Here is a 6,982-nt window from a genome sequence, read left to right as displayed (position 1 = left end):
GGACGCGGATGCGGCAGCCGGTCGGGGTGTCCAGGACGGTGATGTCGCCGCCGTGCAGGTCCGTGGCCCAGTTCGCGATGGCGAGGCCGAGGCCGGTGCCGCCGCCGGGGGTGCCGGCGCGGGTGCCGGACGCGGTGCCGCGGGAGAAGCGTTCGAACACGCGGGCCCGCTCTTCGGGTGGAATGCCGGGTCCCTCATCGGCCACTTCGATGATCAATCCGCCCGGAAGGTTCGCGGGACGCGCGGTGACGGTGACGGGGCGGCCGTCCGGGCCGTGCCGGGCGGCGTTGTCGAGCAGGTTCGCGACGATCTGGTGGAGCCGGTCGCGGTCGGCGACGGCGTGCAGGTCGGGGGCGACGTCCGTCGCGAACACGGCCTCCGGGTGCCCGGCGCGGGCCTCGGCGATGACGCCGTCCACGAACTCGGCCACGTCGATGTCGGCGAGGTCGAGGACGGCCGCTCCCGCTTCGACGCGCGACAGGTCGAGGAGCTGGGTGACGAGCCGCCCGAGCCGCTCGGTCTGGTCGAGCGCGGTCTCGAGGACGTCGGGCGTCGCCGGGGTGACGCCGTCCGCGACGTTCTCCAGGACGGCCCGCAGCGCGCTGATCGGGGTGCGCAGCTCGTGCGAGACGTTCGCGACGAAGTCGCGGCGCTGCTGCTCCACCTCGGCGAGGTCCGCGGCCATCCGGTTGAACGCCTGCGCCAGCTCGCCGACCTCGTCCCGCGACGTGGCCCGCACCCGGCGGCTGTAGTCGCCGCGCGCCATCGCCCGCGCCGCCGCCGTCATCTCCCGGAGCGGCGCCGTCATCCCGTGCGCGAGGAGCTGTATCACGACGAGGGAGATCAGCACGCCGACCGGCATCGTCTGCCGCGCGCGGAACCCCATCGGGTACCCCCACAGGACGATCAGCACGGCGACGCACGCGGTCACGACGACCACGACGCCGAACTTCACCTTGATCGACCGGAGCGGGTCCAGCGGGCGGGGCAGCCGCGCCCACAGCCGGTGGACGATCGGGGTCACGGCGCCGGCTCCAGGCTGTAGCCGACGCCGTGCACCGTGCGGATCAGCTCCTGCCCCAGCTTGCGGCGCAGCGCCTTCACGTGGCTGTCGACGACGCGGGTCCCGGAGGCGTCCGCCCAGTCCCACACCTGCTCCAGCAGGACGGCGCGGGTCAGCACCGCCCCGCGGTTGCGCAGCAGGCAGGTGAGCAGGTCGAACTCGGTGGGGGTGAGGTGCACCTCGCGGCCGTCCCGGCGGACGCGGCGGGCGCGCTCGTCGATCTCCAGCGCCCCGACGCGCACGGCGCCGTCGGCGGGCTCCATGGCGGGCCGCTCGACGCGCCGCAGCACCGCCCGGATGCGCGCGACCAGCTCGCGCATGCTGAACGGCTTGGTCACGTAGTCGTCGGCGCCGACGCCGAGGCCCACGAGGAGGTCCGTCTCGTCGTCGCGCGCGGTCAGCATGAGCACCGGCACGGGGCGCTCGGCCTGGACGCGGCGGCACACCTCGAGGCCGTCGAATCCGGGCAGCATCACGTCCAGCACGATGAGGTGCGGCTCGTACGCGCGCGCCCGCTCGACCGCCGAGGGTCCGTCGCCGGCGGTCTCCACGCCGAAGCCCTCGGCGGCCAGCCGGTCCGCCACGGCCCGCGCGATCGTCGGCTCGTCCTCGACCACGAGGACGCGAGTCTCGTTACCCGTCACGGGACCAGACTCTAAGAGCCCGGTATGCGTGCGCCGGGCGTGGAATGTGGAGGTGCCGTGAAGATCAGGGCCCGGTGGGCCACAGGTGGACGGGGGTGTTGGCGCGCATGTGCTCGGTGTAGGAGCGGGTCATCATGCGGAGCGCGTCGTGGCGGGACGTGCCCGACGACTCCTCGATGGCGTTGACGGTGGCGATCTGCCAGGCGGCGCCGGTCTGCCCGGTGACGCAGCGCCGCTCGATGATGCCGAGGAGCCGGTCGCGGCGGGCGGGGTCGACGCCCCACCGGTCGAGGCCCTCGTGGGCGAGCGGCAGCAGCTTGCGGAGGACGAGTTCGGCGGCGGGCACCTCGCCCATGCCGGGCCAGTAGAGGGTCGAGTCGAGGCCGTCGCGGGCGGCGCGGTGCAGGTTCTCCTCGGCGGTGGCGAAGGACATCCGGGTCCAGACGGGGCGGTCGGCCTCGGCGAGCATCCGGACGACGCCGTAGTAGAAGGCGCCGTTGGCGACGACGTCGGCGACGGTCGGCCCGGCGGGCAGCACCCGGTTCTCGACGCGCAGGTGCGGGCGCCCTTTCACGACCGCGTAGATGGGGCGGTTCCAGCGGTAGATCGTGCCGTTGTGGAGGGTGAGCTCGCCGAGTTCGGGGATGCGGCCGTCGTCCAGCACCTCGCGGGGGTCCTCGTCGTCGCACAGCGGCAGCAGCGACGGGAAGTAGCGGGTGTTCTCCTCGAACAGGTCGAAGACGGAGGTGATCCAGCGCTCGCCGAACCAGACCCGGGGGCGGACGCCCTGCGTCTTCAGCTCGTCGGGGCGGGTGTCGGTGGCCTGCTCGAACAGCGTGATCCGGGTTTCGTGCCAGAGCCGGTGCCCGAACAGGAACGGGGAGTTGGCGCCCATCGCGACCTGCGGGCCGGCGATGGCCTGGGCGGCGTTCCAGTACGCGCCGAACTGGTCGGGGCTGACCTGGAGGTGGAACTGGACGCTGGTGCAGGCCGCTTCGGGGATGATCGTGTCGGCGTGCATGCGCAGCGGCTCGCGCCCGTCGATCGCGATGCGCATCTCCTCGCCGCGGGCGGCGAAGATCTGGTCGTTGAGCATCTTGTAGCGGGCGTTGGCGGAGAGGGTCTCCTCGCCGATGTCGGTGCGCCGCAGGGTCGGCAGGATGCCGATCATGAGGAGCCGGCCGCCGACCTCGGTGGCGCGGTCGTCGGCGTGCCGGAGGTGGTCGCGGACCTCGGCCTCCAGCTCGCCGGTGCTCTCCCCGCCGAGCTCGCGCGGCGGGATGTTGATCTCCAGGTTGAACTGGCCGAGCTCCGTCGCCCAGGCCGGGTCGGCGATCGCCTTGAGGACGTCCGCGTTGCGCATCAGCGGGTCGCCGAGCGCGTCGATCAGGTTGAGCTCGATCTCCAGCCCGATGTGCGGGCGTTCGAAGTCGAACTGGGATTCGCCCAGCATGCGGGCCAGCACGTCGAGGCACCTGCGCACCTTGTCGCGATACCGCCGCCGGTCCTCGCCGCTGATGGTGACCGAAGCCACGTCCCTGCCCATGTGTCCGTCCCTGTGCTTCGGAGGAACCGTCATAAAACGGGATGTCCCGGTAAGCGAAGGCGAAAACCCGGCATCCATGGTGGGACTCCCCGTCGGTGAGCGATGGATAACGTGTCTCCCCGGGAGGGACCATGCGCATGCGCCCCCGGTCCATCCGGGCCCGGGACACGCTCGCCGCCGCCGTCATCGCCGCGTTCGTGTTCGGCATCACGGCGGCCGGCGTCGACGTCGCCGTGCGCGTCGACGTCAAGGCCGATCTCCTCCGGCAGACCCAGGTGGACGCGCGCCGGGTCAGCGGTGGCGTCCGCGACGGCTCGCTGGAGGGCGCGATCCCCGACGACACCGGGGGCCGCCTCCTCATCCAGGTCGTCGAGCCCGGCGGGCGGGTGACGAACGCCACCCCCGGCGCGGCGCGCCGCCCGCCGGTGAGCAGACTCTGGCCGTCGAGCAACCTGCGCGTCCGCGACTTCACCGTGTGCGACGGCGCCTGGCCGCGCCGGGACTGCTACGTCGTCGAGGCGATCCGGGTCAGCACCGCGCCGGACTCCGTCGTCGTCTACGCCGCGGAGCGGCTGCCGTCCTACCTGGTGAACGGGGTGCTGGAGGGGGTGCTCGGCGCCGCGGTCCTGCTGCTCGCCGGGGGCGTCGCGTGGGTCACCTGGCGGATCGTCGGCCGCACCCTCGGCCCGGTCGAGGCCATCCGCGCGCAGCTCGCCGAGATCGGCGCCACCGACCTCAGCCGGCGCGTCCCGCAGCCGCCCGGCGAGGACGAGATCGCCCAGCTCGCCCGCACCGCGAACGCGACGCTCGACCGGCTGGAGCGCGCGGTCGCGCGGCAGCGCCAGTTCGCCTCCGACGCCTCGCACGAGCTGCGCACGCCGATCGCCGGCCTCCGGGCGAACCTGGAGGACGCCGCGATGCACCCCGACGACACCGACCTGCGGGAGGTCGTCCGGTCGGCGCTGCGCGACACCGACCGGCTGGAGTCGATCGTCACCGACCTGCTGCTGCTCGCCCGCATCGGCACCGGCGGGACGGCGGTGCAGGAGCCGATCGACCTGGCCGCGCTCACCGGCGCGGAGCTGCGCCGCCGCACGTTCCCGGTGCGGATCGCCGCGGAGCTGTCCGCGGGCGTCCCGGTGCGCGGGGTGCGGATGCAGCTCGTCCGGCTGCTCGGGAACCTGCTCGACAACGCCGAGCGGTTCGCCGGGTCGTCCATCACGGTGGAGGTGCGGCGGGAGGACGGGCTGGCGCTGCTCGCCGTCACCGACGACGGGCCCGGCATCCCGCCCGCCGACCGCGAGCGCGTCTTCCAGCGCTTCACCCGGCTCGACACCGCCCGCAGCCGGGACGCCGGCGGCACCGGCCTCGGCCTCGCGATCGCCCGCGAGATCGCGCGGGCGCACGGCGGGACGCTGCGGGTCGAGGACCACCGCGCCGCCGGGGCCCGGTTCGCGCTCCGGCTGCCGCTCGTCCCGCCGCAGGGACGCGAGAAGGGCCGCCCGAAACCGGACGGCCCTTCTCGCTGAAGCGGGGGTGTGCGGGGACGCTCAGGCGCGGACGGCCTGGATCTCCAGCTGGATGTCGACCTTGTCGCTGAGCAGGGCCTTCTCGCCCTTCAGCGGGACGTTGAACTCGATGCCCCAGTCCTTGCGGTTGATCGAGGTCTCGGCGGAGAACCCGGCGCGCGTCCCGCCCCACGGGTCCTCGGCGACGCCGTTGAACTCCACGGACAGGGTGACCGGGCGGGTGACGCCCTTGATGGTCAGGTCGCCGTCGAGGAAGTACTCGCCGCCCTCGGCCCGCACGCCCTTGGTCGCGAAGGTCATGGTCGGGAACTTCTCGACGTCGAGGACGTCGGAGGTGCGCACGTGCGCGTCCCGGTCGGGGTTGCGGGTGTCGAGCGAGCCGACCTGGATCTCGGCGGTCGCGGTCGACTCGCCGAGCTCCTCGGCGAGCTGCACCGAGCCGGTGAACTCGGTGAAGGTGCCGCGCACCTTGGTCATCAGGTGCCGGATCACGAAGGTGACCTCGGAGTGCCCGGGGTCGATGTTCCAGGTCCCGGCGGTCAGCTCGGGGGCGACGGCGGCGATGCTCATGGTGACTCCCGTAGAGGTAGTTGCTTGAAACTTCAACGACTCGTCGAAGGTTAGTTGAGGGTTCAAACACCTGTCAATCCCGGATTGTTCCACGCCCGTGCGGTGGCCCGCCGGGGAGGGGTGGTTCACCGCCTGCAACTCGGTCCACACAGCGTGCAACCTCCGGCGCGCCTCATGCGTAATCAGCGGGCACAGAGGCGAGCCGGAGTCCCTCCGGCGGGATCACTTGGAGTCTTCGTGAGCGATGCACCACCGCGCGCCGCCCTGCCGGCGGCCGGGGCCGCCGTCCTGCTGGCGACGGCCCTTGTCGCCGGCTGCGGCGGCGGGAGCGAGCCCGGACCGGCGAAGGCCGCCCCGGCCAAGGGCGCGACCGCGCTGCCGCAGGCGACCACCTACACGACCCTCGACGACCTGCCGACGGACACCGCGGCCACCGCGGGCGACGGGACGGTGGTGCACCCCGAGGCCGCGACCCCGATCTCCGCCAAGCCCGGCGCGCCCGCCGTCGCCGAACTGCCGAGCACCCAGCTGAAGGGCCCCACCTGGGTGCCCGTCGTCGAGTCCCGGCCCGGCTGGCGGCGCGTGCTGCTGCCGAGCCGCCCCAACGGCGTGACCGGCTGGATCCCCGACACCGGACTGAAGGCCGCGCGCAGCGGACACGTCGTCAAGGTCGACCTCGGCGACCGCAAGATGGCCCTCTACGACGCGGGCCGCAAGGTCGGCGCCTGGACCGTGGCCGTCGGCGCGCCGAAGACGCCCACCCCCACCGGCCGGACGTTCATGCTCGCCTCCCTCGCCCCCGCGAAACCGACCTACAGCCCGCTGATCCTGCCGGTCGGCGCGCACTCCGACACGCTCGACACCTTCGGCGGAGGGCCCGGCACCGTCGCCTTCCACGGCTGGCCGTCCAAGGACGTCTTCGGCAAGGCCGTCACGCACGGCTGCGTCCGCGTCCCGGCGGACGCGCTGAAGCGGCTGGCCAAGGTGCCGCTCGGCACCCCCGTGCTCGTCACCGCCTGACCCAGACCTCCGGCCGCGAGGCCGGTCCCGTTCCACCCCCGACTTGAGGAGAAACCGTGCGTTTGCCGTCACTCACCAAGGCCGTCGCCGTCGCCGGCGCGCTGGCCCTGCCCTTCGGCCTGGCCCCGGCCGCGTCCGCCACCAGCGGCGGCACCGGCTCCGCCACCGCCGTCGCCGCGACCGGCCCGGTCGCGATCCCGGCGACCCCCACGGTCACGTCGTCCGCGCAGCAGCCGGCCCGCAAGAGCCTCGCCGAACTGCCCGCCAACCCCCTCGTGGAGGCGGGCCTGCTGAACGTCGCCGCCTGGTCCGGCCACGGCCGCGCGTCCGTCGCGGACCTGAAGGTGCCCCGCATCGGGCTCGCCGCGCACGCCGTGACGGCCAAGTGCGAGAACGGCAACGGCGTCTCGCACCTGACGAAGGCGACGCTCAACGGCCGGACGCTGAAGCTCGGCGCGACGCCCAACACCACGATCAACGCCGACCTGAAGGGCCTCGGCACCGCCGCGATCACGCTGAACAAGCACGTCAAGGACAAGGACGGCAGCCTCACGATCACCGCGATCGAGGTGGTGGCGACGCTGGCCGGCAAGACGCAGACGCTCAGCAT

The 6,982-nt window shown here is 73.3% G+C and carries 7 protein-coding genes; 3 read left to right on the top strand and 4 right to left on the bottom strand.

Features of this window, described 5'->3' with window-relative positions; genetic code table 11:
- From ETD96_RS38275 to ETD96_RS38265, 3 genes are all read right to left on the bottom strand, one after another.
- The coding region (locus ETD96_RS38275) for a sensor histidine kinase (protein ID WP_240808527.1) at positions 1 to 1,024 on the bottom strand (1,024 nt) is incomplete at its 3' end.
- A complete protein-coding gene (locus tag ETD96_RS38270; protein ID WP_138641382.1) occupies positions 1,021 to 1,707 on the bottom strand; it encodes a response regulator transcription factor in 687 nt (228 codons plus the stop codon). The genes ETD96_RS38275 and ETD96_RS38270, both read right to left, overlap by 4 nt.
- A 64-nt stretch (positions 1,708 to 1,771) precedes the next feature.
- Positions 1,772 to 3,253 (bottom strand): glutamate-cysteine ligase family protein, encoded by a 1,482-nt coding sequence (locus tag ETD96_RS38265; protein ID WP_138641381.1) that lies wholly within the window; start codon positions 3,251 to 3,253, stop codon positions 1,772 to 1,774.
- A gap of 131 nt (positions 3,254 to 3,384) precedes the next feature.
- Between ETD96_RS38265 and ETD96_RS38260 the strand changes: the two genes are divergently transcribed.
- Positions 3,385 to 4,782 (top strand): sensor histidine kinase, encoded by a 1,398-nt coding sequence (locus ETD96_RS38260; RefSeq protein WP_138641380.1) that lies wholly within the window; start codon positions 3,385 to 3,387, stop codon positions 4,780 to 4,782.
- 21 nt (positions 4,783 to 4,803) lie between these two features.
- Here the strand turns inward: ETD96_RS38260 and ETD96_RS38255 are convergent, their stop codons facing one another.
- Positions 4,804 to 5,352, bottom strand: a complete 549-nt coding sequence (locus tag ETD96_RS38255) for a YceI family protein (protein WP_138641379.1) — start codon at positions 5,350 to 5,352, stop codon at positions 4,804 to 4,806.
- Between the two features lie 237 nt (positions 5,353 to 5,589).
- Here ETD96_RS38255 and ETD96_RS38250 point away from each other — a divergent pair, with 237 nt between their 5' ends.
- Positions 5,590 to 6,372, top strand: a complete 783-nt coding sequence (locus ETD96_RS38250; RefSeq protein WP_240808526.1) for a L,D-transpeptidase — start codon at positions 5,590 to 5,592, stop codon at positions 6,370 to 6,372.
- Between the two features lie 56 nt (positions 6,373 to 6,428).
- On the top strand, positions 6,429 to 6,982 hold a 554-nt coding region (locus tag ETD96_RS38245; RefSeq protein WP_138641377.1), incomplete at its 3' end, for a choice-of-anchor P family protein.

Source organism: Actinomadura geliboluensis, from assembly GCF_005889745.1.
GTDB lineage: Bacteria > Actinomycetota > Actinomycetes > Streptosporangiales > Streptosporangiaceae > Spirillospora > Spirillospora geliboluensis.
Note: the sequence above shows the minus strand (reverse complement) of the source record. Positions and strands in the feature narration are given on the sequence as shown.

Excerpts from the sequence above, each read along its gene's own strand:
- ETD96_RS38265 (WP_138641381.1), bottom strand. The coding sequence starts at position 3,253 with ATGGGCAGGGACGTGGCTTCGGTCACCATCAGCGGCGAGGACCGGCGG.
- ETD96_RS38260 (WP_138641380.1), top strand. The coding sequence starts at position 3,385 with ATGCGCATGCGCCCCCGGTCCATCCGGGCCCGGGACACGCTCGCCGCC.
- ETD96_RS38255 (WP_138641379.1), bottom strand. The coding sequence starts at position 5,352 with ATGAGCATCGCCGCCGTCGCCCCCGAGCTGACCGCCGGGACCTGGAAC.